The organism is Rhizobium grahamii CCGE 502, assembly GCF_000298315.2.
Lineage (GTDB): Bacteria > Pseudomonadota > Alphaproteobacteria > Rhizobiales > Rhizobiaceae > Rhizobium > Rhizobium grahamii.
In genome coordinates this window covers 65,842-88,070 of record NZ_AEYE02000023.1, presented here as the reverse complement: position 1 = coordinate 88,070, position 22,229 = coordinate 65,842, and the positions used below count along the sequence as shown (strand labels likewise).

Sequence of the window (22,229 nt, the reverse complement as noted above, 5' to 3'; positions counted from 1 at the left end):
GCCCCCGAAAGCTTATTGAGCGCCGTTCCCGCGTCCAGCATGATTGTTTGAAATCGTCAGGGAAACCGGTCTAATCGTTGTCTAAGTGAGACTGAGACGGAAATTCGGAGCCGCTATCAAGCCAAGCGCAGCTCGTGCTGACTGATTTCACCGCAACCCGCGTCAGCAAGTGGATCAGGTTTGAGCACCGAATATCCATCGATCAATTCCGCTAGGCACTTTACTCAATAGCCATCAAATCGCGCAAGCATCCTTCTAAGTTGCTCGTTCTGAACACGCAGTTTTTGAGACAGTTGATGCCTTAGCTCGTTTATTTCACTGTCCAATCGTACTGTTTCGGCAATGAACCCCTGTTCCGGCAACACCTTGGCCGCCTCACGCGTGTCGCGTTGTTTCACCCTTCGAACGCGACCCTTAGCAACTGTTGAGACCTGCGTCGGTGTCGATGTACCAGTTCGCTCAATGTGCGTTGGTTCACCCCTCCCGACCGCCGGATTGCCGATGCGGCTATCGTTCTCCAACAATGTGGTGGGTTCGGTCAGCCTTCTCGCGCGATCAAGATTGGCAACGAGGGAAATATCGGGTCCATGCGTTTCGAATGCATTCGGCGCTGCGGTCGAAGCCGATAGCTCGGCGCGTACGCTGAGCCTGTCCTTTGTCACCAACCTGATTGTCGTTGCCAGTACCGGCTCGACACCATCAGTCACGGCTAGTCCAGAGATCGGCTTGATCTCGGCGAACGTCGCTAGTCGCGCAAGGCCGTTGGCTGGAGCGGCTGACGGTCCGAGGGGAATTTCGTCAGCGGGATAGGGAGATGCCTCAATTGCGGGAGGAGCGAGAGCCGCCTCCCCAGAGCCAGGATCAGGCAAAGCCCGGATCTTATCCTCGACCTCATTCGACGATTCTGGCTTACCCCGAGATACGATCCCGGTTATCAGTTTCCACGGTGATCTCATTGATCGCCTCCCGACTCGGTGAATCACATGTATGATACCGGGTGGGAGACCGGGCTTGCAATGCTCACCCGGTCATCAGTTTAATCGCTGTGGAGAAGTTAGTGTTCCCATAGCAGCGACAAAGTACCGTTAGGCGCCAAGCTTCTTGCGCAGGTCAGCGTTCTCTGCACGAAGCTTTTCGGAAAGCGCCTTGCGGAGCTTCTGATTTTCCTCTTCAAGCTTCAGAAGATCTGCAAATTCGTCCGAAGCTGCCGGAGCGGCCTCAGCTTTACGCGGTCCACGCTTTGCGGGTTGCTTCTTTTCGACCGCTTTGACCGGGGCAGCTTTCTTTGCAGCGACAGGTATCACCGAAACAACGGCGTCGGCCTTTTCCGCGTTCTTCCGGCGACCGCGGGTCTTCTTTGCGGGTTCACTCACAGACGCGGAGACGGCCGTTTCAGCCGCCGTCTTCGGCTTGCGCGGCGCGCGAGTCTTCTTTTCTTTCGGTGCATTTCCTGGTGCGGTACCGCTGATTACGGTGGCATTAAGTTCGTCAGCCATATGAAACTCCTTGATATGCGAAACGTGCTTTGACTGTGCAGTCGCGGTAAGCATACGCACAGTATTCTTTAAAAGTTGTTGACTATGGTTTTTGCGGCTTCGCGAGGAGACCTTGTCCTGCAGAAAGGACTATTTTCAAGCGTTGGCGTCGGAGGGCAAGCCTCCGGCCATCCGCTCAGGCGTTTGCGTTGCATTCGCAAGGTCTCCGGCGGGATGCGGCACGTCCGGAGACAGCCTGAGGCGGATCCTTGGCCTACTCAGTTTCGCATAAGACTCGATCTGACATCGCTAGCTCGAGCGGACCGTCAGTAATTCCATTTGTCTTGAATGCTATTTTAACTTGGTCCCGCGAGCCGCGCGTCGCCGTGAAGCAGCACATTCACAGAGGTCGAATCGTGACCGTGAAGGCGGGCATTCGCGCTATCGTTCAAGCTGCTGGCTTTGGATCTCCTAGGTGAGAGCAAGCGGTCCAGAGACGGAGCTGCGATTTCCAAGTATCGCCAGTCATGACTTTCTCCGCTTACTTGTTGCCTTCTCCTCCAGCTTGATCCAGACGGGAGCGTGATCGCTGGTGTGCTCCCAGCCCCTGACGTGCTTGTCGACTTCCGCCGTCGACAGACGCTCGGCGGCATCCGAACTGAGAAGAAAATGGTCGATCCGAAGTCCTGCGTCGCGGGGGTAGGCGTTACGAAAATAGTCCCAGAACGTATAAATCCGCTCGTCGGGGTGGAGGGCACGCACGGCGTCGGTCCAGCCCTGATCGACAAGTTCTTTGTAAGCCTCTCGAACTTCAATCCGAAATAGCGCATCGTTCGTCCAGCGCTCGGGCTTGTAGACGTCCAGCTCGGTCGGCATGACGTTAAAGTCGCCCGCGAGCACGACAGGACAATTAAGCTCAAGCAACTCGCTGGCGTAGTCGTGGAGCCGCTTGAACCAGCGGAGCTTATAGTCGAACTTCGGGCCGGGATACGGGTTACCGTTCGGGAGATACAGGCCGCCAATCACAACCCCGTCGACAACGGCTTCGATGTAGCGGCTATGGACATCGTCCGGCTCGCCGGGCAGCCCCTTCCGCGTCAGATGCGGCTCCTGCCCCTTGGTAAGGATCGCGACGCCGTTCCACGATTTCTGGCCTATCCAGACGGCTCCGTAGCCGGCAGCCTCGATCGCCTTGATGGGAAACTTCTCCTGCGGCGCCTTCAGTTCCTGCAGACATACGACATCCGGTGCAGCCTCTTGCAGCCAGCGCAGCAGGATCTCAAGCCTACCATTGACGCCGTTCACGTTGTAACTGGCGATCTTCAAGGGAATTAGCGCTTGTGGAGGTCGGCCTCGACCTTCTTGCGGCTGTTGCCTGCGCTCTTCACCGCTTTCTTGACGGTATCTTTCGACACGCCTTCCTTCTTCGCCTCGTATTTTACCTCGTGATCCTGACCGCCTGCTATTTTCGAACGGTCCTGGGCGCGGCCTCGGGATGTGGTTGCCATGACTTGCCTCCAATGAAAGAACACAAGGGGCAGAACGGACATCGATTCAAGAAGTTCCCTGCGGCCCAAGAGGCGAAGCATTCCTCGCCAACGCCGCAGCCGTCTTCGTCGTAGGAGGATCGCAACCGACCGCAACTGAGACACGATGCGCGGCTTCCCCACCGCAGTCATCTCTAAGGCAGGATTTTCAATCGCGAGGGCGGTGATTAATCCTGAGGTCAATGTGCGTCGAGTTGGGGTATGCTGCCGCCATCGCTCGCCACTTCCAAGGGCGCGAGCGGCTGGGAGCCCAGGGGCACTCTCGCCCCGATAGGAGGACCGGCCATGTTTAACCGCGCCGTAGGCATAAGCAGCAACAGGATACTCAATCTCTTTCCGAAGACGACTTCCGGCTGATAGAACGCAGCCTTCAGCCCGTATCCCTTCCACAACGGTGCGTGATGGCCCATGCCGACGCCAAGATCGAATACCGATCTTCACCCCGGCGCTTCCTGCTTCGCCGGCAAGCAGCCGCCGGGCGAAGCCATCGATAAACGTCCGAACCGTGCTGCTCTGAGAAGAATCTCGGGGCCGCAAACCTTGGTCCGACCGGCGATCAACGACCTCTTCGGGATGGCCGATTTAACAACTCCGGCTCCGGACGAAGCCACTTTACCACTTTTCCTACCTGATCAAGTTCCGCCTTCACTGAAGGTGCTCCCTTGTTTTACTTTATCGCTCCCGCCCATTCGACGGACGAAGCGGACCCGTCTCGACGTTGCCCTTCCTTGGCCACTTCGCTGCCCCGCCACCTTCATCTCCTGCCGTCTCGTCGATAATGCGCGCGCCGCGCTGGCGCGTCAGGTACCTGCCCACCCACTGGATGGAAACGAGAAGCCGCTTCTCGAAGTTGATAAGGAGATAGACGTGGACAATCGCCCAAAGCAGCCATGCCGCCCGCCCCTTCATCGTCCAATCTCCGAAGTCGAAGACCGCAGCATTCCTGCCGATGACTGCCGTGTTGCCGCGGTTCTGGAACTTGAAACCCGATGCGGTCCTGCCGTTTCGTAGATTTTTTCCAAGATATATGCCTTGCTGTTTGGCGACCTGCGCGAGACCGGGCAACAATTTCCGATCCGCACCGGCAAGTGCCGATGTGTCCCCTAGAGCGTAGATATCGTCGAACCCTCGGACACGAAGATACGCATCGACTGGTATCCGGCCCATCTCGACGCCGGGCAACCCGAGCCAGGAATGGGCGGGAGAGGCTTTGACTCCCGCTCCCCACACGATCGATCCGGCTGCAATGAACTCGCCTTCGATGTCGACCCCGTCTTCCCGAATGTCCAGGACCCGGCTTCCCGTGCGGACGTCGACGCCGATCTTTTGGAGATGGGACTTGGCGTAGACGGACAGATGCTCGGGGAAGGCCGCAAGTATGCGTGGCCCAGCCTCGACCAGGATCACTTGAAGATTATCCGGCTGAAGGTTTCGAAAGTCACGGCTGATCATGAAGCGACCGAGTTCCGAGATCGCACCCGCCATTTCGACGCCCGTCGGTCCCCCGCCGATGACGATGCTGGTGAGCAACGCCCGCTTCTCCGGCTCGCTCTTCACCCTTTCCGCGTGTTCGAAAGCCAGAAGGAGTCGGTGACGAATCTGCCGTGCTTCATGGATGCTCTTCAGGCCAGGCGCGAATTTCCGCCAGTCGTCGTGTCCGAAATAATTGTAATCGGAGCCGGTCGCGATGATGAGCTGATCGTAAGGCAACAAGTCACCGTCAGACAGTACCACGGTGCGCGACCGGGGGTCGACACCGACCACCTCGGCCATGATCATGGTGATGTTCTTAAAGCGGGCAAGGGTCTTGCGGATTGGTTCTGCTATGTCGGCGGGCGACAGCGCGGCGGTCGCGACCTGATATAGCAGCGGCTGGAAGAGATTGTGGTTGCGGCGGTCGACGACCGTGACGTCGATTCCTGAGGCGTTGCCCAGCTCGATCGCACATGCAAGTCCGCCGAAACCTCCGCCGAGTATGACGACATGGCGGCGGGAGCGGGTTTCTGCGCCGAGGCTGGCGTGGTGTTTGCTTGCGATCATCGTAGCTCTTTTAGTCTCTTCGTGGATGTCTCTATGGAGCCGACGCGGTCACATCGGCAGGCTGAAGCAGCGCAATGAAAGAACGTCGTCGGGCGTGAGGCTGGCCCCGAACAGGAAGTAGGCCCAGACCGGTTGCGTCCCGAGGACAAGACCTAAGCCGAATGCGATCCAGATCGCCGCTGTTCGCAGTTCCCGTAGCGCCTCAGCCATGGCGCCGCCTCAAGATCAGCATGCCAACCGCCACCATCGCCCCACCCCAGGCGAGAAAGCCGATGTCCCAGAAGAGCCACAGGCTGCGAGCAATCGTCTCGTTGACGTGGTGTAGTCCGAGGACCTGGTGGTCGATGATGCCTTCGATGAGGTTGAACGCTCCGAAGCCGATGAGCATCGCGGCGACGAGATCGCCTGTCGACCAGCGGAAGTGGTTGAGGCGGCCGGAACGCCAAAGGATGAAGAGCCCGGCGAGCACGAAAACATATGTGCCGGAATGGAAGACACCGTCCCAGAACGTGTTCAGTTCAAGGTTCTCGATCGTGTTGATGGGGTACCACGAGCTGAGCATATGGTGCCACTGGAGAAGCTGGTGGAGAACGATCCCATCGAAGAAGCCTCCGAGACCCAGTCCTAGAAACAACCCGGCGGATAGAGGGAAGCTCCGCGTGGGGCGCCGCTCCAAGCCTGTCATGCCAACACCTTTGCGGCGAACGCCGCCTCGACGAACGAGGTGCGGGCAAGCTCCGGATTTCCGCGCCGTGCGATGGCGTCGACGCATCGGCGCTTGGCAACTCCGTACTGCGGGTGATTGGTCGATGGCCAGCGATGAAGAAGCGCCGCCAATGCCGCATCCGGTCCATCGATGCGTTCGCGTATCCCGTCGCCGATCCGGACGAAGACAGGGGCTTTCCACGTAACGTGGAAGTCGATGTCGATAACCTTTTCCATGGAGCACCTCCTTTCGGGTTTTCCGACAACCTCCGTCTGGCGCGCGGGTTCCCGCGCTCCAGACTTGGTCCGCAATCGGACGAGCCGGAAAAGGTTCGGGAACATCTGCCCTAACTAATGGTTGTCGAGGCTCCATCCCCCCAGCAGCTCGGAGAGCGTAATGTTCTATACTGACGGAAAGCTTCAATTCGCTGTGCGCGTCGAAACGCCCGACCCGTTATTTGCGCGTGCCCTACAGCAGGCGATCGGCGGCGTCGAAGGAGAGATTCGCGTCGCCATGCAGTACTTCTTCCAGGCGTGCGGCGCCCGCGGCAACCCCAAGTTCCGGGACTTGCTGATGAATACCGCGGCCGAAGAGCTTGGCCACATAGAGATGCTCGCAACGGCCGTTGCCCTAAACCTCGAAGGTGCTCCTGTGTCAATCAAGGATGAGATCGTCGCCGATCCCGTGGCGAGTGCTGTGCTCGGCGGCCTCAATATGAAGAACCTTCTGTCGGCTGGGCTCTCGGCCATGCCCGTCGATTCCGATGGCGTGCCGTTTGACATGTCCCACATTTACGCGAGCGGTAACATTGCCGCGGACATGACCGCAAACGTCGCAGCCGAATCGACCGGCCGGGTACTGGCCGTACGTTTGTTCAACCTGACCAACGATCCGGGCATGAAGGAAATGCTCTCCTACCTGATCGCCCGCGACACCATGCACCAGAACCAGTGGCTCGCGGCACTTGAAGAACTCGGGGGGCCGACAGGCGTCTTCCCGATCCCCAACAGCTTCCCGCAGGAGCAGGAACTGCAGGAATTCAGCTATGCCTATCTCGGCTTCCAGGCCGACGGGAGCGCCCCGGTTCCCGGCCGCTGGTCTGAAGGTCCGTCGGTCGATGGCAAGGGCGCGTACACAACGCAGTCCCTCGAGCCGATGGGCGAAAAGCCGATCCTTGGACCGGCCAAGCCGGACAGCGGGGCACAGACAGAGCAGCTTTGACACACCGGCGGGCTTCGTCCCGCCCCCATCAGGAGACAATCCCATGAGAGTACTGCACTTCGGACTTGTTGCCGGTCTGGTCGCGCTGCCAGCCTTGGCCGCGGACGACACAGCGACGAAGCAGGATTTCGCTGAACAGGCTTCCATGTCGAACATGTTCGAGATCGAAGCGGCTAAGATCGAGATCGCAAATGGGAGGGCTACGGACGCGAAGCAGTTCGCGCAGGACATGCTCCGTGACCACGGCAAGGCTGCATCGCCGCTGGCGGACGCTGCCAAGAAGGACGGCGTCACTGTCTCGCAGTCACTCGACGCCGAACATTTGGAGAAGCTGGACGCCCTGCGAAAGAGCGATGCCGCCAACCTCGATCAGGCCTACTTGTCGACGCAGATAACTGCCCACCAGCAGGCTTACGAGTTGTTTGAGGCATATTCGAAAGACGGTCCGGACGGCCAACTCAAGAACACCGCGGCAAAGATGTTGCCTGATCTCCACATGCACCTGACCCGCGTTCAAGGCATGGCGAACAAGTAAGGAATGGCCCAACCGAACCCTTCGTCATCAGGTTACTACGATCGGCAAACAGCCCCTCAATGACTGGCGGATCGCCCGTCCGAGATTTTTGCAGGTGGAGAGCGTTAAGTTGGCAGACAACGAGACGCGCGACATATTTGCCACCGGCATGCGCAATGCGATGAAGCCGCAGCTTGAGCGGATCGCGAAATATCCCAATGTCGCAGCAAAAAGCAGCACATCACGGAGACGAAGGACAAATCCAGCGACTGGAAGAGATCCTTTCGGGGCTCGATGAGGACGAGCCTACCCTGAAGGACATGGCCATGCCCTTTTACACGCTCGATGGCAACCTGGACCATACCGCGGCCAGCGACGAGATCGAGAGCTCGTTCGGGAGCTGTGTTTGAGAACCCGAGATCGCGGCGTACAAGTCACTCCTGACTGGTGCCGAAGCTGGCGGCTACGCCGCAGCGACAACCGGCCTGCAGCCGAGCCTCGCAAGGAGGTGGCCATGGCAGAGCGGCTGGGCTCCACCATTGTCTCCGTGACCACGACGTTTCTCGCGCTTCGCGAAGCGAACAGACGGCGAAGGTCTGACGCGGCTTCTGGGCGCGGTAGTGCAGTCTTCGCGCCGAGCGTACAGCGCCTTCGGTGGAGACCCGCCAGCTTTCAGACGCTCTGCTAGACTTCCCGAAGGCGCTCAAACCTCGCGGACGGTTGCAGCCCTCTCATCCGCGCTCAAAGCTTCGACGCAGACGGCGGCGGACGCCGCTGCAAAGGTTCACGTGTTGTGAGATGGCTAATATTGGATGGGCTGGGGCCGCTTGCGCTGCAAAGCGCCCCACCAGGCGGTACGAAACCAGACAGAACACCTCAACACATTGAAGCGCTTGGCGACCAACCCACATATGAGGAACCCCTCGAGGACGATTGTGATGGTAAGCAGGATCAGAAGAACTCTGACCGTGCAAGAACGCGCGGCAGCTTTCGAACACACTAACAAGGTCGCGGCCGACGCAGCAGGGGAAGAGTGTCGTGCCCGCGAAGAGAAGACCGAAAGGCTCAAGACGCTTCGCCTTGCCGAAGACAAGAATGCCTCGCGGTAAAGAAATCGCCGCTCGTTCCGCCATTTCTCCACGGCTCAAATTTGGAGATGAAGTTGGAAACAGCTCGTTACATCAAAAACAACACCCGCAGCCCGCCTCAAGACCACCCGTATTGCCAGGGCTACAGCCTTGAGGATCTCGCGATCGCGAGCAAGCGAGATCGCCGCAGCGGAGGAATCCGGCGGGCACCCACCGGAACACCATGTCCACCGCATAGAGCACGCATTGAAATAGCTGCGCTACGGTCGGTGATCCGGACCGCTGACCACGGATGAACTGACCCCGCTCTCTTGAGAGGCCGCAAAAGTGTGGTTGCCGGCCTTTTGTCTATCTGGCTTGGCTCGGAAGCTCCGCCGTGCCGGATTGCGTACGCCGAGACAGACGTAGCTACGATCGTTTCCACGGCGGCACAAAGAGCCGATCCTGGGAGTCCGACAGGTAACCGGAATGAGGGCGGTCATGAAACCGGATGCGGTCGTTGAAATCCGTCCTCCTGGGGATGGACGGTAGAGCATCATCGGGCTGCAGGGAGGAGCCCACGATGTAAACCGAGCAGATCGAGAAGTTCGGGAACGGCATACGAAATCCGACTAGCGGCGTTTCATTTCGAAACGGCAGACCACGCTTTTTACGCAGCTTCCGGTAGTTGAAGCCTTCTTAGTTCCGCAGACAGCGCTGGATCGAGTGACAGGTCGCTGCGGATCAGCCCATGGCTCCAGCGGTGGCGGGAGCGTGGAGAGTGCCACGGGGGGCAGTCGATGATCGGATACCAGCACACGCCAACAATTTCAGCACCGTGCATCCGTGCGACGTCGATCTGGTCAAGGATGTGACGAAGCCATGCTCCCTTATGAAAACCAGGATGCCGACGATGGTGAACGGGATGTCCGTCATGCCAGCTGGTCTCCGACACCATGATCGGCTTCCTATAGCGCCGCCAGGTCTTGATGAGGACCTTCGACAGAGCGGTTCGTGCCGTGTGCGGATAGTAGTTAACGCCGATGACGTCCACGTCGATGGCAGACACGATCGCGTCCGTTGCTTCGAACTGTCGGTCTCCCACACCGGCTATCGGGTCGTTCGTGAGGATGCCAACATTCGGATGATGATCTCTCGCCGTACGTGCCATCGTGACGGCCATGTCGATTGCCTCGTGCCGAGGCATTCCCGCGAGAAGAGGGTAGAGCGACGGCTCGTTGACCGGACAAAGCCACAGGCGCTCGTCCCCCGAAACGGTCAAGGCTGCTTGCGCAACGATCTTTGCGCAACGAACCGGATCCAAGTTGCGATGATAGTGCGAAAGATCCCATACACCCTGCACACCAGCGGCACGGGCCGCCCTCAACCGGTCGGTCACGTGGTGGCCGGGAACCAGCCCGTCCCGCACAGTGGTCATTCCATGCTCGACGACTATCCTCAAATGAGGATGCATTTGTTCCGCAGGTGTATGCCGCGTCGTCGCGAGCAGGTCATGGCGGCCACCATGCACGAGGCCGCACTCGAACCCGGCTATCATCTCGCTCTGAAAAACAGGCTTTCTCACGCCTAAGCTGAGCTGATGCTGATGCTGATGCACGTTCATGAACTGCTCTTTACGAGATTCGCGGTCTCCGCGGAAACGCTAATGAAAGTTGCGCGCTTCAAATTTCAAGGTGTCGAAAGAAGATCACGGACAAAATGTCGCGCTGATGTGGCGGCTTGACCGGATCCCGAGTCCGCGCTTCGCAGCGAACCATGCGCGAACTCGTTTCCTGCCCATCGGCAGCTTGAACTCCGCTGGCAAAGGCGCGTTTACAGGAACAACAATTTCACGGCGGCGTTGTCCCACATCGGTTGGAGCATTCCATGTCGAAAAAGACCGTCTTTGCAATCGCCGCCGCAGCCGTTCTGCTCGCCGCAGCCATCTTTATCTATCGACCAGAGATTTCGACGGCCCTTGTCTTCGCAGGCGTTATGCTGCTGGCGCCGGGCTGCACCCTCTGGCATCTTCACAAGCACCGCCCGGAGGCGAAGCAAAAGGCGAAGCGATGCCCCACCTAGTCGAGGTCCTTCTCCCTGTGACGGAGCACAGTGTTGGCCAGATTAATCTCGTGCGTGACGAACTGAGAGCGAAGTTCGGCGGCCTGACCATTTACATCAATTCGCCAGCAGACGGCCTCTGGGAAGAGGACGGCGAAGTCGAGCGTGACAAGATAGTAGTCGCCGAGGTTATGACGGACAACCTTGAGCGCCGGTGGTGGGCGACCTATCGAAAACGGCTGGAGGCGCGGTTCGAGCAGGAAGAGATTGTCATAAGATGCTCGGTGATCGAGCGGCTGTGACTTGCGGCGCAACGTGGCGCCGAACCGGGCAGCAGCCAGCAATGAGCTTATAAATGTAAAACGTTCGTTGGCCTGTATAATTCCGACGATACCAAGCGCGAAGAGGGTGCCACACAATTGCGGCGCCACACGATAAAACGCGATGCATCATTCTTTTGCCCTGGGAGACCTTGGGCCCAAGCTCGGGCCGCGGCCAGATCATTAAATCGGCGTGCAGTCATAAAACTGATCATCGATCAGGTTACCCCGGGGTTACAGGCTGCCCACCCGTGGAGTTAGCTTCGGCCACGCTACCGGGCGCGCGGAATATACCTTTAAAGTATCGAAGGGTACTCAAACAGTGTTGGACGCTGGAGACGTGACGGGACAGACTTCCCGGCTATTGATCCTGCTTGCCATTCTCATCGGCACGGGCATAGCCTACGCCGTGGGCATGACGGACTTCTCGGACCTGGCTGCCGGACCATTCATCGGCCTGCCCCAGATCTTCCACTTCAGCTACCCAACCTTCGAGATCGCCGGATTCGTGCAATCCGAGATCTTTTCAGATCGGGAATCGTGTGTGTTACACAGAGCCCGGCTTGGTGAATTGTCATGAAGGCTCAAACAGTCAGATGGCGACGCGCTTCCGGTGTGTCGAGCGTTTCCGCAAGCCCTTGATGAACGATCTCACCCCGATCCATGATGTAGACATAGTCGGCAAGCTCGCGGCAGAAATCGAGGTATTGTTCGACGAGCAGGATTGCCATGCCGGTCGAGTCACGCAGATAGCGGATCGCCCGGCCGATATCCTTGATAATCGAGGGCTGGATGCCTTCGGTCGGCTCGTCGAGCACGAGTATTTTCGGCCGCGTCACCATCGCGCGGCCGATCGCCAACTGCTGTTGCTGCCCGCCTGACAAATCCCCGCCACGCCGTCCAAGCATCGACTGCAAGACCGGAAACAGGCTGAAGATATCATCTGGGATGGAGCGATCCCGCCGTCCGAGCGGTGCAAATCCCGTCTCGAGGTTTTCCTTGACTGTCAACAACGGAAATATCTCTCTGCCTTGAGGCACGTAGCCGATACCCTGCTTGGCGCGGGCGAACGGGGGCAGCCCATTTAGCTTGACATCGTTGAAGCTGACACTGCCGGCCGACAGCGCATGCTGGCCGGTAACGGCGCGCAGAAGTGAGCTCTTCCCCACGCCGTTCCGCCCCAGCACGCAAGTGATCTTGCCCAACTCCGCCTTGATGGAGATGCCACGCAACGCCTGTGCCGCGCCGTAGTGAAGGTTTGCATTCTCGACTGTCAGCATCTCAACGCCCCAGATAGTTCTCGATTACCTTCGGATCGGCGCTCACGAAATCGATTGATCCCTCTGCCAGCACCGAACCCTCCGCAAGGCAGGTTACCTTGACGCCCAGATCGCGGATGAAACCCATGTCATGCTCGACGACGACCACCGAGCGGGTCTTGGCGATTTCCTTGAGCAGGATCGCTGTTTCCGCTGTCTCAGCATCCGTCATGCCGGCGACTGGCTCGTCGACCAACAGAAGCTTCGGCTCCTGCGCCAGGAGCATGCCGATCTCCAGCCATTGCTTCTGGCCATGCGAGAGGTTGGCGGCGAGCGCGTCGCGGCGATGGCTCAACCGAACAGTCTCAAGGATCTCCTCGATACGCGCCTTGTCGTCGCTGGCAAGCCGGTAGAACAGTGTCGCAAAGACACCGCGATTGCGGTTCAGCGCCAGTTCCAGGTTGTCCCAGACCGTATGGCTTTCGAAGACCGTCGGCTTCTGGAATTTGCGGCCAATGCCGAGTTGGGCGATGCTGGCCTCGTCCCTCTTCGTCAGATCTACGTCGCCGTTGAAGAAGACCTCACCCTCATCAGGTCGCGTCTTGCCGGTGATGATGTCCATCATCGTCGTTTTGCCGGCGCCGTTTGGTCCGATAATGGCGCGCAGTTCGCCCGGTTCGATCACGATCGACAGCGAATTCAAAGCCTTGAAACCGTCAAAGGAAACCGAGACATTGTTGAGATACAGTACGCTGTTTGGTTTGACGTCTGGGATCATGATCGCTCACTCCGCCGGCTGGACTTTTGCATCGCCGCGCTCTTCCTTCAAAGCAGGAGGCGTAGCCTCCGTCTTCGGCTTGCGGCGCGGAAGATATTGGCCAATCGTTCCGACGATCCCCTTAGGCAGGAGCAGCGTGACGAGAACGAAGAGACCACCAAGCGCGAACAGCCAGAACTCCGGAAACAGACCTGTGAAAATCGTCTTGCCGCCGTTGACCAGAATGGCACCGATGATCGGCCCGATTAGCGTCGAGCGCCCTCCGACCGCCGTCCAGATGACGACTTCGATGGAGTTGGCAGGCGCAAATTCACCAGGATTGATGATGCCAACCTGCGGCACGTAGAGCGCACCGGCAACGCCCGCCATCATCGCGGAGACGACGAAGGTCAGCAGTTTGAAGTGCTCCACACGGTAGCCGAGGAAGCGCGTGCGGCTTTCCGCATCGCGCACTCCGACCAGCACCTTGCCGAATTTCGAGCGCACGATGGCCGAGGCAATCATCAGTGAGAGCGCAAGGAAAATTGCAGTCGCGGCAAAGAGGGCTGCACGCGTTCCATCGGCCTGCACGCTGAAACCGAGTATCTCCTTGAAGTCGGTCATGCCATTGTTGCCGCCGAAACCCATGTCGTTGCGGAAGAAGGCGAGCAGCAGAGCGTAGGTCATGGCCTGCGTGATGATCGACAGGTAGACGCCATTGACGCGCGAGCGGAAGGCGAACCAGCCGAAGACGAAGGCAAGCAGTCCCGGTACTAGTAGAACCATGATCGCCGCGAACCAGAACTTGTCGAAGCCATACCAGAACCAGGGAAGCTCCTTCCAGTTCAGGAACACCATGAAGTCGGGCAGGATGGGGTCGCCGTATACGCCACGGGAGCCGATCTGGCGCATGAGATACATGCCCATCGCATAACCACCGAGCGCAAAGAACGCACCATGCCCAAGCGACAGGATGCCGCAAAAGCCCCAGACGAGATCGAGCGCTAGCGCCAGCAGCGCATAGGTCAGATATTTGCCGAACAGCGCCATGATGTAGGTCGGAATGTGCAGCGGATTGGTCGTCCCGGTCATGAGGTTGAGCACCGGCACCAGCACGGCGAGCGCAAGCAGAATGGCGATTGCAGCGATGATCTTGCGATCGAGAGACCGGAGCAGGAAGGCCGTAATCATGCTTCCACCGCCCTTCCTTTAAGTGCGAAGAGCCCACGTGGACGCTTCTGGATGAAAAGAATGATGAGGACGAGCACCAGGATCTTCCCGAGCACGGCGCCTGCGAAGGGCTCGAGGAACTTGTTGAGCACGCCGAGCGACAGAGCACCAACCAGCGTGCCCCAGAGATTGCCAACACCGCCGAAGACCACGACCATGAAGCTGTCGATGATGTAGCTCTGGCCGAGGTTCGGAGAGACGTTGTCGATCTGCGAGAGCGCAACACCTGCGATGCCTGCGATGCCTGAGCCGAGCGCAAAGGTGAATGCGTCAACCCAGCCGGTGCGGATGCCCATCGATGACGCCATGCGGCGGTTCTGCGTAACCGCGCGCATTTGCAAGCCGAAGGCCGAGCGCTTCAGGAGGACGAGCAGAGCAGTAAACACCACCATCGAGAAAACGATGATCCAGAGACGATTCCAGGTGATCGAGAGACCGCCGAGCTCGAATGCACCCGACATCCAGCTCGGATTGCGCACCTCACGGTTCGTCGGTCCGAAGATCGTGCGGACCGCCTGCTGCAGGATCAATGACACGCCCCAGGTGGCAAGAAGCGTTTCTAGCGGTCGGCCATAGAGATAGCGAATGACGACGCGCTCGATGACAAGGCCGACAAAGCCTGTAAACAGGAAAGCCGCCGGCACGGAAAAAGCGAGCGAATAGTTTGCAAGTTGCGGAAATGCGGCGCTGATGTACTCCTGCACGACATAGGTCGTATAGGCGCCGATCATCACCATTTCCCCATGCGCCATGTTGATGACGCCCATGACGCCGAAGGTGATAGCAAGACCGATTGCCGCCAAGAGCAGCACCGATCCAAGCGACAGCCCGTACCAGACATTCTGCCCGACATCCCAAAACGCCAGGCTACGGTTGATCACGTTGATATGTGCCTGGATGGCGCCCTTCAGCTCCTCAGGCGCTGTTGCCATCGCCGAATTCAGGATGGTCAGCGCATCCCGCCCACCGCGCGCCGCAACCGTGTCAATTGCCGCCTTCTTCTCTTCGGCGCTGACATCGCTCTTCAAAACCATAACAGCGCGCGCCGCTTCCATGGCATTTCTGATATCGGCGTCCTTCTCTTCGGCAAGCGCCGAGGCAAGGAGATCGAGATTTGCCGGATCGGCGTCCTTGAGCAGCCGTTGGGCGGCCGCAAGCCGCGCATCGCGATCCGGGCTCAGCAACGTCAGCTGGCTCGTGGCGGTGGCAATCACCGTGCGCAGCGAATTGTTGATCTTGACCTTGGACATGTAATCCGGATCGACGTCGGAAACGGCATCGCCCGAAATCGGATCGGCATAGGTCGGCTCATCTTCGTTTCCGCCCTGCACCAGTACAGGGCCGCCTGTCTCGGAATTCACGTAAAGCTTTCCGCCGCTCAAAAGCTCCAGGATCTCGCCGACACGGGGATCCTTGGAGGCGACGAGAGCCTTGATCGCCGCTTCGCGCTCTGGAAAATCGCCGACGCCCAAAGCATCGACCAGGGGATGGATGTCGTCCTGCGCTTTGACAATCGCAACGGCCGGCATTGCCAGGCACAGTGCAAGAAGCAGGATCTTGATGGCGCGATACATCGGCTTTCTCGCCTCGGTCATCATTGGCCTTCCGGCGCAATCGGGGAAGTCCTGAAGGCTGCAGTTTGTTCGTGGACCTTCCGCCCGGACAGGAGCACCCGGGCGGAAGTCTTCAGGCGTCAGAGTGACGGGGTGGAACGCACTCAGGAGCCCTTGCCGCCGCACTTGCCCGAGGCAACATTGAAGTTGCCGCAGTTCATGGGCTTGCGCCAATCGGAGATCAGGTCCTTGGAGTCGGGCAGGTAGTCGGACCATTCGTCGCCAATGACCGCCGGCGTCTGCTGGACAATCTCGAACTGCCCGTTCGCCTGGATCTCACCGATCAGGACCGGCTTGGTAATGTGGTGGTTCGGCATTACGGTCGCATAGCCACCCGACAGGTTCGGAACCGTGGTGCCAATGATCGTGTCGAGAACCTTGTCCGTGTCGGTCGTGCCGGCAGCCTGGACAGCCTTGACCCACGCGTTGAAGCCGATATAGGCGGCTTCCATCGGATCGTTCGTCACCCGCTTGTCGTTCTTGGTGAAGTCATGCCATTGCTTGATGAACTTCTTGTTCACGGGGCTTTCGACCGACTCGAAATAGTTCCAGGCAGCGAGATGGCCAACGAGCGGCTTGGTATCGAGACCGGCAAGCTCTTCTTCACCGACCGAGAAGGCGACGACGGGAATATCTGTTGCCTTGATGCCCTGGTTGCCAAGCTCCTTGTAGAACGGAACGTTCGCGTCACCGTTGATGGTCGAGACCACCGCGGTCTTCTTTCCGGCCGAACCGAACTCCTTGATCTTCTTCACTTCCGTCTGCCAGTCGGAGAAACCGAACGGCGTGTAGTTGATGATGATGTCTTCCTTCGGAATACCCTTTGATTCGAGATAGGCTTCCAGGATCTTGTTCGTCGTGCGTGGATAGACATAGTCGGTGCCTTCAAGCACGAAGCGCTTGACGCCTTCCTTTTCCATCAGGTAGTCGACCGCCGGGATCGCCTGCTGGTTCGGAGCTGCACCCGTATAGAAGATGTTGCGCGAGGACTCTTCGCCTTCATACTGGACCGGGTAGAAGAGGATTGAGTTTAGTTCCTCGAAAACAGGCAGGACCGACTTGCGCGACGACGAGGTCCAGCAGCCGAAGACTGCCGCAACCTTGTCTTTTTCGATCAGCTCGCGTGCTTTTTCGGCAAACAGTGGCCAGTCAGAAGCCGGGTCGACGACGACGGCTTCGAGTTTCTTGCCGAGAAGCCCGCCCTTCTTGTTCTGCTCGTCGATGAGCATCAGCATGGCGTCTTTCAGCGTCGTTTCGGAGATCGCCATCGTGCCGGAGAGCGAGTGCAGCACGCCGACCTTGATGGTGTCTTCCGCGGCAACTGCTCCATTGAAGGCGGCCGTGGCCGACATGACGGCGCCGAGTGCGGCGCCGGTGACATAGGACTTGAGATTCATCTGTTGATCCCCTCTTCTTGTTCGACAACAGGCCGAAATCGGCAGTTCACTGTTGCTTGAGGGACTATCCGGCGCTGCACTGCGAAAGCGTATACGCAATATAACGTAGTCGACGGGGCGAAACGTGCAGTTTTTGCTGCGCCGCACCTTAAGCCTTGTGCGGTTCCGTGTTACGAACACATGACAAGGGGAACAAAGGGGCTGGGCACCAAGGCATGGCAGCGCGGCAACGCATCATTCCGGTCAGGCGCGAGTACAATCGTTGGGTGGCGAACCAGACGCTGGAGGACTACGCGCTGCGCTTCACCGCAAAGAGCGCCCGGCAATTTTCGTCGCAACGCATCTCGCATACGGCAATCGGAGCCATTTCCTTCCTGGCGCTGGAAGCAATCGGGGGCGCGATCACCCTGTCCTACGGAACGACCAACGCCCTCTTCGCCATAGTTGTCGCCAGTATCGCAATGCTCGCGATTGGGCTGCCAATCAGCCGCTATGCGATCCGCCACGGTGTCGATATCGATCTTTTGACCCGCGGCGCGAGCTTCGGCTATATCGGGTCGACGGTCACGTCCCTGATCTATGCAAGCTTCACCTTCATGCTGTTTGCGATCGAAGCCTCGATCATGTCCGGCGCGCTGGAGCTGACGCTCGGCATCCCACTGTGGATCGGGTACATCATCAGCGCCGTTACGGTCATCCCACTGGTGACCCACGGCGTCCGGCTCATCAGCCGGTTCCAGTTGCTCACCCAACCCTTCTGGATCGTCCTGAACGTTCTGCCCTTCATCTTCATCGCCGCGATGGATTGGGAAAAGTTCGATCTCTGGCGGGCCTTTGCCGGTATCCGCCATGCGTCCGGACCGCCGGGCACAGTAGCGCAATTCGATCTTGTGGAGTTCGGCGCCGCCTCAGCGGTCATCCTGGCGCTGATGTCGCAGATCGGCGAGCAGGCCGACTTCCTGCGTTTTCTTCCCCCGGACAAGCAGCGCAGTTGGCGGCACCGCCTTGCTGTGTTTCTGGCCGGTCCCGGCTGGGTGATCATCGGAGCACCAAAGCTGCTTGCCGGCTCCTTCCTCGTCGTGCTCACTTTCGCGTCGGGCGTGCCGGTCGATCGGGCCGCCGATCCGGCCCAGATGTACCTGACGGCCTTCGGCTACATGATCCCGTGGCATAACGCTGCACTTTTGCTGATGGCCGCCTTCGTGGTCGTCTCGCAGTTGAAGATCAACGTGATGAATGCCTATGCGGGCTCGCTTGCATGGTCGAATTTCTTCTCCCGCCTCACCCACAGCCATCCCGGCCGTGTCATCTGGCTGGTCTTCAATGTGGCGATCGCGCTTCTGCTGATGGAACTCGGGATCTACAAGCTGCTTGAGGAAACGCTCGGCATCTTCTCGATCATCGCCATGGCATGGCTGTGTACGATCTCGGCTGATCTTTTCATCAACAAGCCGCTCGGCCTTGCCCCTCCGGGCATCGAATTCAAGCGCGCCCACCTCTACGACATCAACCCGGTAGGCCTTGGCGCCATGATGCTGTCGGCCGGCATTGCGCTCCTCGCACATTTCGGTGTCTTCGGCCCCATTGCGGCCTCGCTGGCGCCTTACATCACGTTGGTCGTCGCGCTGATTGCCTCACCGCTGATCGCGTGGGGCACAAAGGGCAAGTTCTACCTCGCCCGCAAGCCACGCCACAACTGGAAGACCCTCACCAACATCACCTGTTCGGTCTGCGAGCATCCTTTCGAACCGGAGGACATGGCCTGGTGCCCGGCCTATGCGGCGCCGATCTGCTCGCTCTGCTGTTCGCTCGACAGCCGCTGCCATGACATGTGCAAGCCGAAGGCACGCTTCAACGCGCAGGTCGGCGCGGTTGCGAAGGCCGTTCTGCCGGATACGGTCGTTGAGAAGCTGACCACTCGCCTCGGTCGCTACGGCATCGCCGTCGTGCTCGCCCTGACGGCCGTCGGCACGATCCTTGCCATGATCGCCCATCAGGTCTCCGCGGCCTCACCGGAAACCGGCGAGGTGGTCAACCGGACTATCCTCATCGTCTTCTTCGTCTTTGCCGTCATCGCCGGCGTCGTCTGCTGGTTTTATGTGCTTGCGCACGACAGCCGGGTCGTCGCCGAAGAGGAATCCTCGCGCCAGAATACGTTGCTGCTGAAGGAAATCGCCGCCCACAAGAAGACCGACGCCGCTCTCCAGACCGCCAAGGAAACCGCCGAGGCGGCCAACCGGGCCAAGAGCCGCTACGTCGTTGGCCTCAGTCACGAATTGCGCACGCCCCTGAACGCCGTGCTCGGTTACGCGCAGATCCTCGAGCGCGACGAAACCATTCCCGCGCCACGACAGTCGTCGATCAAGGTCATCCGCCGCAGCGCCGATCATCTGTCGGGCCTCATTGACGGCCTCCTCGATATCTCCAAGATCGAAGCAGGACGCCTGCAGGTCTATTCCAACGAGGTCAACATTCAGGATTTTCTGGATCAGCTCGTCGACATGTTCCGCCCGCAGGCCGAAGCCAAGGGATTGACCTTTCATCACGACCGCTCGCCCGCCCTGCCCCACTTCGTTCGCACCGACGAAAAGCGGCTGCGCCAGATCCTCGTTAACCTGCTCTCCAACGCCATCAAGTTCACCGACGAAGGCAGCGTCACCCTCGACATCGGCTACCGCAGCCAGGTCGCAACCTTCACTGTGACCGATACAGGCCGTGGGATTGCCGAGAAGGATTTGGGTCGTATCTACGAGCCGTTCCAGCGTGGCGAAGCCGATAGCATCAGACCAATGCCCGGCCTCGGTCTCGGGTTGACGATCACGCGGCTCTTGACCAACACGCTCGGCGGCGAGATTTCGGTAAACAGCGAGAAGGATCACGGAACGGTCTTCCGCGTTCGCCTCATGCTTTCCGCTGTGCTTCGCAAAATGACGGTACCGCCACAGGAGAAGAAGATCGTCGGCTACGACGGTCCTCGGCGCACGATCGTTGTGGTGGATGACAACGAGGACCATCGTGACATGATGCGCGAGGTGCTCGCCCCTCTCGATTTTGTCGTACTGACTGCGGCAAGCGGGGCCGACTGCCTGACCTTGATCGAGGGCATCCAGCCCGATCTGTTCCTCGTCGATATCTCGATGCCGGGAATGAACGGATGGCAACTCGTTTCGCGCCTGCGTGCGAACGGCCAGGCCGCCCCGATCGTGATGCTGTCCGCCAACATTGGCGACGCGGCTGCTCACCGCGATAGCGACGACAGTCACAGCGATGCCATCGGCAAACCTGTCGACATGAAGCAGTTGCGTGACAAGCTTGCGGTGCATCTGGGCTTGAAGTGGATCTATGCAGAGGCGATACAGACCGCACCTGTCAAGCGCGACCGACCGCTGATCAGTCCGGGAGCCGCCCATGTTCAGGAATTGTTGCGGCTCGCCGAGATCGGTTATATCAGGGGTATCGAGGCAAAGCTCGCCGACCTTGCCAAGGTGGAAGCAAATCAGCCATTTACAGAGGAACTTCGTTCCTTTGCGGCCTCATTCGATCTGAATGGCCTCATGAATTTCCTGCACCGCTTTGATGAGAAGGTAGACACCCTTGGCTGAGCTTCCGCGCGATATTGTTCTCTTGGTGGATGACTCGCCTGAAGCGCTGGGTTTTTTGACCGACGCTCTGGAACAGTCCGGCTTCTCCGTCTTGATCGCGACATCGGGCTCAGCTGCTCTCAATATTGTGGAACGCATCACCCCCGACCTCATTCTGCTGGACGCGGTCATGCCATCCATGGATGGCTTTGAGACCTGCATCAAACTGAAATCCAACCCGGCGATCAGTCAGATACCGGTCATTTTCATGACCGGTCTAACGGAAACCGAACATGTGGTCCGCGCTCTCGACGCGGGCGGTGTCGACTACCTGACCAAGCCGATCAATATCGACGAGCTGCGAGCGCGGATCGGTGTCCACCTGCGCAACGCCCGTTCGACACAAAGCGCGCGCGTTGCGCTGGACGCCGCCGGCCGGCATTTGCTTGCGGTCAAGGGCGACGGCGACATTCACTGGTCGACCCCACAGGCAACACGTCTCGCCAACGCGGCGATGGATCGAGACGACGCCATGGACACAGTGGTCAGCAAGATTTCCGAATGGATGAAAACTCGCCCCGCCTCAGCGCGCGACGGTGCGTTCTCACTTTCGCATGGTGGCAAGGACGTGCTTCAGCTTGCCTTCCTGGGCGCGATCGGTGCGGACGAATATCTATTTCGTCTCACTGCAAACAACAAGCGCGCCCCTGACGAGGTGTTGCGCCGGCATTTTTCTCTGACGCAGAGAGAGTCCGAGGTGCTGCTATGGATTGCGAAGGGCAAGCCCAACCGCGATATCGGCGAAATTCTCGGCCTGTCGGCACGAACCGTGAACAAGCATCTCGAGCAGATATACGTGAAGCTAGGAGTCGAAAACCGTGCCTCCGCGGCCGTCAAGGCTGCCCACGTCTTGCACGAGACATAACGGTTCGACGAATTCGCTTGGGAATGCACAGGAGAGCTCCGACTTGCGTTCGAAGAGCGCTAACCCCAGAGTGCCAGATGAGTGAGTATTAGTCGAAACAGGAACCTACGCGACCTGCTAAAGTACCTCTGTATTAAATGGACACTTCGCGTGGTGCTGCGTCTATGGCATGATCTGCCGATCTGGCGAGGAGGCCGTAACGGCCCACCCCTGGCGAGACAATTCCGCCGCTCTTATAGGTGAACTGGCATGGACGAACCGTTCCATTCCCATGGGCTTCGGCGCAAGCCAATAGGACTTAGGTCCCGCATGCGGGAGTAGCAGGAACTCTCGGTTTCCCCGGCAGTTATGCATGATGGAGAATTGACTTATCACCTCTGCAGTGTCGACATAGGAGACGCCCTTGCGAAACGGCCTGGCTTTATTTCCGCTTCTCGCGTTTCCTGTCTGCCCATTGGCGCAGTCGCCCGATCTTGAGGTTACCCGTCAATCGGTCGCCAAAGCCTTCCTCATGAC

At 59.0% G+C, this 22,229-nt stretch carries 23 protein-coding genes; 9 read left to right on the top strand and 14 right to left on the bottom strand.

What is annotated here, in order from left to right; all coding sequences use genetic code 11:
- Positions 1-224 precede the first annotated feature (224 nt).
- The 8 genes from RGCCGE502_RS34630 to RGCCGE502_RS19470 all read right to left on the bottom strand — a co-directional run bounded on the left by RGCCGE502_RS34630 (position 225) and on the right by RGCCGE502_RS19470 (position 6,004).
- Entirely contained in the window at positions 225-956 is a 732-nt protein-coding gene (locus tag RGCCGE502_RS34630; protein WP_016555913.1) for a hypothetical protein, read from the bottom strand.
- Positions 957-1,085: 129 nt separating this feature from the next.
- Complete coding sequence (locus RGCCGE502_RS19500; RefSeq protein WP_019280160.1) at positions 1,086-1,496, bottom strand: hypothetical protein; 411 nt, start codon at positions 1,494-1,496, stop codon at positions 1,086-1,088.
- A gap of 504 nt (positions 1,497-2,000) precedes the next feature.
- Entirely contained in the window at positions 2,001-2,801 is an 801-nt protein-coding gene (xth, locus tag RGCCGE502_RS19495; protein WP_016555911.1) for an exodeoxyribonuclease III, read from the bottom strand.
- Positions 2,802-2,806: 5 nt separating this feature from the next.
- Complete coding sequence (locus RGCCGE502_RS19490; protein ID WP_071224924.1) at positions 2,807-2,983, bottom strand: DUF3606 domain-containing protein; 177 nt, start codon at positions 2,981-2,983, stop codon at positions 2,807-2,809.
- Between the two features lie 711 nt (positions 2,984-3,694).
- Positions 3,695-5,062 (bottom strand): NAD(P)/FAD-dependent oxidoreductase, encoded by a 1,368-nt coding sequence (locus RGCCGE502_RS19480; protein ID WP_016555908.1) that lies wholly within the window; start codon positions 5,060-5,062, stop codon positions 3,695-3,697.
- A gap of 48 nt (positions 5,063-5,110) precedes the next feature.
- Positions 5,111-5,272 carry a hypothetical protein gene (locus RGCCGE502_RS37405; RefSeq protein WP_016555907.1) on the bottom strand — a complete coding sequence of 54 codons (162 nt, stop codon included), beginning with the start codon at positions 5,270-5,272 and terminating at the stop codon, positions 5,111-5,113.
- Positions 5,265-5,747, bottom strand: a complete 483-nt coding sequence (locus RGCCGE502_RS19475) for a DUF2243 domain-containing protein (RefSeq protein WP_040675086.1) — start codon at positions 5,745-5,747, stop codon at positions 5,265-5,267. The genes RGCCGE502_RS37405 and RGCCGE502_RS19475 overlap by 8 nt, the downstream gene beginning before the upstream one ends.
- Positions 5,744-6,004 (bottom strand): DUF982 domain-containing protein, encoded by a 261-nt coding sequence (locus RGCCGE502_RS19470; protein WP_016555905.1) that lies wholly within the window; start codon positions 6,002-6,004, stop codon positions 5,744-5,746. Before RGCCGE502_RS19470 ends, RGCCGE502_RS19475 begins: the two co-directional genes overlap by 4 nt.
- A gap of 160 nt (positions 6,005-6,164) precedes the next feature.
- On the opposite strand from RGCCGE502_RS19470, the gene RGCCGE502_RS19465 reads away from it, so the two are divergent.
- The 4 genes from RGCCGE502_RS19465 to RGCCGE502_RS37400 all read left to right on the top strand — a co-directional run bounded on the left by RGCCGE502_RS19465 (position 6,165) and on the right by RGCCGE502_RS37400 (position 8,612).
- The gene (locus RGCCGE502_RS19465; RefSeq protein WP_016555904.1) at positions 6,165-6,989 is read left to right on the top strand and encodes a manganese catalase family protein; all 825 of its coding nucleotides are present in this window, start codon (positions 6,165-6,167) and stop codon (positions 6,987-6,989) included.
- A gap of 43 nt (positions 6,990-7,032) precedes the next feature.
- On the top strand, positions 7,033-7,524 hold the full coding sequence (locus tag RGCCGE502_RS19460; protein ID WP_016555903.1) for a DUF4142 domain-containing protein: 492 nt from the start codon (positions 7,033-7,035) through the stop codon (positions 7,522-7,524).
- Positions 7,525-7,721: 197 nt separating this feature from the next.
- Complete coding sequence (locus RGCCGE502_RS38950; protein WP_016555902.1) at positions 7,722-7,913, top strand: hypothetical protein; 192 nt, start codon at positions 7,722-7,724, stop codon at positions 7,911-7,913.
- Positions 7,914-8,441: 528 nt separating this feature from the next.
- The gene (locus RGCCGE502_RS37400) at positions 8,442-8,612 is read left to right on the top strand and encodes a hypothetical protein (protein ID WP_016555901.1); all 171 of its coding nucleotides are present in this window, start codon (positions 8,442-8,444) and stop codon (positions 8,610-8,612) included.
- Between the two features lie 628 nt (positions 8,613-9,240).
- On the opposite strand, the gene RGCCGE502_RS19450 is transcribed toward RGCCGE502_RS37400, so the two are convergent.
- Positions 9,241-10,008 carry a glycosyl hydrolase 53 family protein gene (locus tag RGCCGE502_RS19450; RefSeq protein WP_176705712.1) on the bottom strand — a complete coding sequence of 256 codons (768 nt, stop codon included), beginning with the start codon at positions 10,006-10,008 and terminating at the stop codon, positions 9,241-9,243.
- Positions 10,009-10,457: 449 nt separating this feature from the next.
- Here RGCCGE502_RS19450 and RGCCGE502_RS19445 point away from each other — a divergent pair, with 449 nt between their 5' ends.
- The 3 genes from RGCCGE502_RS19445 (at position 10,458) to RGCCGE502_RS39245 (ending at position 11,531) form a co-directional block, all read left to right on the top strand.
- Entirely contained in the window at positions 10,458-10,652 is a 195-nt protein-coding gene (locus tag RGCCGE502_RS19445; protein ID WP_016555899.1) for a hypothetical protein, read from the top strand.
- On the top strand, positions 10,640-10,933 hold the full coding sequence (locus RGCCGE502_RS19440; protein ID WP_016555898.1) for a hypothetical protein: 294 nt from the start codon (positions 10,640-10,642) through the stop codon (positions 10,931-10,933). Before RGCCGE502_RS19445 ends, RGCCGE502_RS19440 begins: the two co-directional genes overlap by 13 nt.
- A gap of 358 nt (positions 10,934-11,291) precedes the next feature.
- Positions 11,292-11,531 (top strand): solute carrier family 23 protein, encoded by a 240-nt coding sequence (locus tag RGCCGE502_RS39245; protein WP_244441746.1) that lies wholly within the window; start codon positions 11,292-11,294, stop codon positions 11,529-11,531.
- Positions 11,532-11,535: 4 nt separating this feature from the next.
- Here RGCCGE502_RS39245 and urtE read toward each other — a convergent pair whose 3' ends face one another.
- From urtE to urtA, 5 genes are all read right to left on the bottom strand, one after another.
- Positions 11,536-12,231, bottom strand: a complete 696-nt coding sequence (gene urtE / locus RGCCGE502_RS19430) for an urea ABC transporter ATP-binding subunit UrtE (RefSeq protein WP_016555896.1) — start codon at positions 12,229-12,231, stop codon at positions 11,536-11,538.
- Position 12,232: 1 nt separating this feature from the next.
- Positions 12,233-12,988, bottom strand: coding sequence for an urea ABC transporter ATP-binding protein UrtD (gene urtD, locus RGCCGE502_RS19425; RefSeq protein ID WP_016555895.1), 756 nt, complete (start codon positions 12,986-12,988; stop codon positions 12,233-12,235).
- 6 nt (positions 12,989-12,994) lie between these two features.
- The gene (gene urtC, locus RGCCGE502_RS19420; protein ID WP_016555894.1) at positions 12,995-14,158 is read right to left on the bottom strand and encodes an urea ABC transporter permease subunit UrtC; all 1,164 of its coding nucleotides are present in this window, start codon (positions 14,156-14,158) and stop codon (positions 12,995-12,997) included.
- Entirely contained in the window at positions 14,155-15,771 is a 1,617-nt protein-coding gene (gene urtB, locus RGCCGE502_RS19415) for an urea ABC transporter permease subunit UrtB (RefSeq protein ID WP_016555893.1), read from the bottom strand. Before urtB ends, urtC begins: the two co-directional genes overlap by 4 nt.
- Positions 15,772-15,914: 143 nt before the next feature.
- A complete protein-coding gene (urtA, locus tag RGCCGE502_RS19410) occupies positions 15,915-17,207 on the bottom strand; it encodes an urea ABC transporter substrate-binding protein (protein WP_016555892.1) in 1,293 nt (430 codons plus the stop codon).
- Positions 17,208-17,422: 215 nt separating this feature from the next.
- Here urtA and RGCCGE502_RS19405 point away from each other — a divergent pair, with 215 nt between their 5' ends.
- Positions 17,423-20,809 (top strand): hybrid sensor histidine kinase/response regulator, encoded by a 3,387-nt coding sequence (locus RGCCGE502_RS19405; RefSeq protein WP_016555891.1) that lies wholly within the window; start codon positions 17,423-17,425, stop codon positions 20,807-20,809.
- Positions 20,802-21,713 (top strand): response regulator transcription factor, encoded by a 912-nt coding sequence (locus tag RGCCGE502_RS19400; RefSeq protein WP_016555890.1) that lies wholly within the window; start codon positions 20,802-20,804, stop codon positions 21,711-21,713. Before RGCCGE502_RS19405 ends, RGCCGE502_RS19400 begins: the two co-directional genes overlap by 8 nt.
- The last annotated feature ends 516 nt before the right edge of the window (positions 21,714-22,229 follow it).

What these genes read in the sequence shown, in the direction of transcription:
- RGCCGE502_RS34630 (WP_016555913.1), bottom strand. Translation starts at nt 956, where the DNA reads ATGAGATCACCGTGGAAACTGATAACCGGGATCGTATCTCGGGGTAAG.
- RGCCGE502_RS19500 (WP_019280160.1), bottom strand. Translation starts at nt 1,496, where the DNA reads ATGGCTGACGAACTTAATGCCACCGTAATCAGCGGTACCGCACCAGGA.
- RGCCGE502_RS19490 (WP_071224924.1), bottom strand. Translation starts at nt 2,983, where the DNA reads ATGGCAACCACATCCCGAGGCCGCGCCCAGGACCGTTCGAAAATAGCA.
- RGCCGE502_RS19480 (WP_016555908.1), bottom strand. Translation starts at nt 5,062, where the DNA reads ATGATCGCAAGCAAACACCACGCCAGCCTCGGCGCAGAAACCCGCTCC.
- RGCCGE502_RS37405 (WP_016555907.1), bottom strand. Translation starts at nt 5,272, where the DNA reads ATGGCTGAGGCGCTACGGGAACTGCGAACAGCGGCGATCTGGATCGCA.
- RGCCGE502_RS19475 (WP_040675086.1), bottom strand. Translation starts at nt 5,747, where the DNA reads ATGACAGGCTTGGAGCGGCGCCCCACGCGGAGCTTCCCTCTATCCGCC.
- RGCCGE502_RS19470 (WP_016555905.1), bottom strand. Translation starts at nt 6,004, where the DNA reads ATGGAAAAGGTTATCGACATCGACTTCCACGTTACGTGGAAAGCCCCT.
- RGCCGE502_RS19465 (WP_016555904.1), top strand. Translation starts at nt 6,165, where the DNA reads ATGTTCTATACTGACGGAAAGCTTCAATTCGCTGTGCGCGTCGAAACG.
- RGCCGE502_RS19460 (WP_016555903.1), top strand. Translation starts at nt 7,033, where the DNA reads ATGAGAGTACTGCACTTCGGACTTGTTGCCGGTCTGGTCGCGCTGCCA.
- RGCCGE502_RS38950 (WP_016555902.1), top strand. Translation starts at nt 7,722, where the DNA reads ATGTCGCAGCAAAAAGCAGCACATCACGGAGACGAAGGACAAATCCAG.
- RGCCGE502_RS37400 (WP_016555901.1), top strand. Translation starts at nt 8,442, where the DNA reads ATGGTAAGCAGGATCAGAAGAACTCTGACCGTGCAAGAACGCGCGGCA.
- RGCCGE502_RS19450 (WP_176705712.1), bottom strand. Translation starts at nt 10,008, where the DNA reads ATGACCACTGTGCGGGACGGGCTGGTTCCCGGCCACCACGTGACCGAC.
- RGCCGE502_RS19445 (WP_016555899.1), top strand. Translation starts at nt 10,458, where the DNA reads ATGTCGAAAAAGACCGTCTTTGCAATCGCCGCCGCAGCCGTTCTGCTC.
- RGCCGE502_RS19440 (WP_016555898.1), top strand. Translation starts at nt 10,640, where the DNA reads ATGCCCCACCTAGTCGAGGTCCTTCTCCCTGTGACGGAGCACAGTGTT.
- urtE (WP_016555896.1), bottom strand. Translation starts at nt 12,231, where the DNA reads ATGCTGACAGTCGAGAATGCAAACCTTCACTACGGCGCGGCACAGGCG.
- urtD (WP_016555895.1), bottom strand. Translation starts at nt 12,988, where the DNA reads ATGATCCCAGACGTCAAACCAAACAGCGTACTGTATCTCAACAATGTC.
- urtC (WP_016555894.1), bottom strand. Translation starts at nt 14,158, where the DNA reads ATGATTACGGCCTTCCTGCTCCGGTCTCTCGATCGCAAGATCATCGCT.
- urtB (WP_016555893.1), bottom strand. Translation starts at nt 15,771, where the DNA reads ATGTATCGCGCCATCAAGATCCTGCTTCTTGCACTGTGCCTGGCAATG.
- urtA (WP_016555892.1), bottom strand. Translation starts at nt 17,207, where the DNA reads ATGAATCTCAAGTCCTATGTCACCGGCGCCGCACTCGGCGCCGTCATG.
- RGCCGE502_RS19405 (WP_016555891.1), top strand. Translation starts at nt 17,423, where the DNA reads ATGGCAGCGCGGCAACGCATCATTCCGGTCAGGCGCGAGTACAATCGT.